Origin of the sequence: Rhizobium pisi (genome assembly GCF_003938655.1) — a bacterium.
GTDB classification, from domain to species: Bacteria; Pseudomonadota; Alphaproteobacteria; order Rhizobiales; family Rhizobiaceae; genus Rhizobium; species Rhizobium pisi.
This window is the reverse complement of the sequence record NZ_RJJT01000067.1, coordinates 1-1,211: the sequence shown is the minus strand read 5'-3', so window position 1 is coordinate 1,211 and position 1,211 is coordinate 1. Positions and strand designations below refer to the sequence as shown.

The 1,211-nt window shown below is 61.9% G+C and carries 1 protein-coding gene; it reads right to left on the bottom strand.

The window, feature by feature from the left end; genetic code table 11:
- Positions 1-1,180: ABC transporter substrate-binding protein (locus tag EFD55_RS32915; RefSeq protein WP_148102923.1), on the bottom strand; the 1,180-nt coding region annotated here is incomplete at its 3' end.
- Positions 1,181-1,211 lie beyond the last annotated feature (31 nt).

Here is a 1,211-nt window from a genome sequence, read left to right as displayed (position 1 = left end):
CCTCATCCGAGGTCTTGATCTGGCCGTGGACGAACTTCGAGACGACATCCTTATAGGCATTGGCGATCGCCGGAGGTGCGCCGTAACCCTGGGCCAGCGAGCCGAACAGCGTGCCGCCTTCGTTGGCGGCCTTCAAGTCGGCGATGCCCTTCTTGCCGCAGGCATCGAAGTCGGTGTCGGGAACGTCGGTGCGGGCCGGCACCGAACCCTTGACGACGTTGAAGGCCGACTGGAAGCTCTTCGACAGCGTTGCCGTTGCCAGCGCCACCTGGGCGGCCTTGCGGTCATCCGGAACGTTGAACATGCCGAACATGTCGGAGTTGTAGATCACGCTGCCTTCGGTGCCGGGGAAGCGGTAGCAGAGGAAGTCGGTATCCGGCTTCTTCTTGGCGGCGACGAACTCGCCCTTGGCCCAGTCGCCCATCACCTGCACCAGCGCGTCACCCTTGATGACCATGGCGGTCGCCAGATTCCAGTCGCGGCCGGAGAAGTTCGGATCGACATACTTGATGATGGTGGCGAGGTTATCGAACGACGTCTTCATCGTGTCGGACTTCAGCGATGCCTCGTCGAGGTCGTTGAAGGCCTTCTTGTAGAACTCCGGTCCGCCGGTCGACAGCACGATGGAATCGAACATCGTCGCTTCCTGCCAGTTCTGGCCACCGAGTGCCAACGGGATGACGCCTGCGGCCTTGGCCTTGTCGAGCAGCGCGATCAGCTCGTCGAAGCTCTTCGGCTGTTTGCCGCCGATCTTGTCCATCACAGCCTTGTTGATCCACAGCCAGTTGACCGAATGGACGTTGACCGGGGCTGCCACCCACTTGCCGTCATAGACGGAGAACTTCTGCAGCGCCGCCGGCACCGACTTGTCCCAGCCTTCCTTCTTCGCCGTCTCCGTCAGGTCGCCCATGACGCCGGCCTGGGCATAGTCGAGCACGGTATAACCCAGCATCTGCGAGGCCGTCGGATAAGTACCGGCCGCCACCATCGCCTTCAGCGCCGTCATCGCCGCGTCACCGCCACCACCAGCCACCGGCACGTCCTTCCAGGCAAAACCTTCCTTCGACAGATCCTGCTTCAGCACGTTCAAAGCCGCAGCCTCGCCGCCCGACGTCCACCAGTGCAGCATCTGCACTTCCTTCACATCGGCTGCCTGCGCGCCACCAAGACCAGCCATCATCACAACAGCAATAGCCGCCGAACTTAAAAAC